Source organism: Nostocoides sp., from assembly GCF_035343835.1.
GTDB classification, from domain to species: Bacteria; Actinomycetota; Actinomycetes; order Actinomycetales; family Dermatophilaceae; genus Nostocoides_A; species Nostocoides_A vanveenii.
Window position 1 is genome coordinate 1 of record NZ_DAOQZV010000326.1, and the last position, 1,250, is coordinate 1,250.

2 protein-coding genes are annotated in these 1,250 nt (G+C 73.6%); both read left to right on the forward strand.

Annotation, left to right across the window (positions count from 1 at the left end; translation table 11 throughout):
• Window positions 1-679, forward strand: a 679-nt coding sequence (locus PKH97_RS15615) for a ribonuclease domain-containing protein (protein WP_324388527.1), incomplete at its 5' end; no start/stop codon positions are given.
• Between the two features lie 174 nt (window positions 680-853).
• A complete protein-coding gene (locus PKH97_RS15620) occupies window positions 854-1,201 on the forward strand; it encodes a barstar family protein (RefSeq protein WP_324388529.1) in 348 nt (115 codons plus the stop codon).
• The last annotated feature ends 49 nt before the right edge of the window (window positions 1,202-1,250 follow it).

The following is a 1,250-nucleotide window of genomic DNA, read 5'->3' on the forward strand; positions in this document are numbered from 1 at the left end:
CGGGGCACTCGGGCGGGCGGCAATCGGCGGGTGGCGGCTACGCTGGGCCGCCGGCCGGCCACCCATGGCGCCCGGCGACGACAAGCGAAGGGCAGGGCGCGGCCGTGCGGTCGACGGTGAAGCGATGCAGCTGAAGAAGGCCGACCGGCAGCTGCTGATGCTGCTCGGAATCGCGCTGTGCCTGGCCCTGGTGTGGTGGGCGGTCAGCCGCGGCGGATCGAGCCCCGGCGCCCTGCCCGATGGCGCAGGGTCCGCCACGTCGAGCGCCACCGGCGGGTCGAAGTCCACGGTTTCGCCTTCGGGTTCGGCGGGTTCACCCTCCGGCTCCGCCGGTGGCTCCTCCGGCGGTTCGGCCGGGACCACACCCCGCGCCTCGGCGGCCACACCGGTTTCCGGCCTGCCGACCATCCGCGAGTCCGAACTCCCGCGCGAGGGACGCACCACGCTCGCGCTTATCCGGTCCGGCGGCCCGTTTCCCTATCGCGCCGACGACGGCGTCTTTACCAATCGCGAGCGCATCCTGCCGCGGCGGGCCAATGGCTACTACCGCGAATACACCGTGATCACGCCCGGCTCCCCGGACCGCGGCGCGCGGCGCATCATCGGTGGGGCCGAGGGCGACCGCTACTACACGGCCGATCACTACGACAGCTTCCGCCAGATCGAGGAGAGGCAATGACCCGAGCCGAATGCCGTCGTGGCCTGGGCCTGCTTGGTCATCCCGCAGCCGTTGTCCGGGGTCGTGGCTTCGCGCCGCGGAGGTGGTCGTGATCCAGCGGCGCGGGCGCGCGAGCCACGTGACCGGCCGAGTCCGGGCCGGCCGAGGTCGTCGGAACCGGTTTGGGAGGCGGTCGTGATCGAGCGGCGCGGGCGCGCGACCCAACTCGCCGCCCTGGTGCGCGCCGAGGCGGCATCCGGGCGCTCGGTCCACGTCGTGCCCGCGGGGGCGGACAAGGCCGAGAGCTTGCGCCTGTTTGCCGAGGTCCTGCGTTTCCCGGCGTGGTTCGGCCACAACTACGACGCGCTGGCTGACAGCCTCGGTGACTGGGCGGCCGCGCAGCCGGGGGAGTGGTCGCTGGTCTGGGACCGCACCGCCCTGCTCGCAGCTGCCCACCCGGCCGTCGCCGCGACTATCGCGGACATCCTCGACGAGATCGTGACCGCAGACCCAGCCGGCCGCGCCATCCTGCTCGATCGCTGACCGCGCTGACCGCGCTGACCGCGCTGACCGCGCTGACCGCGCGATCCGG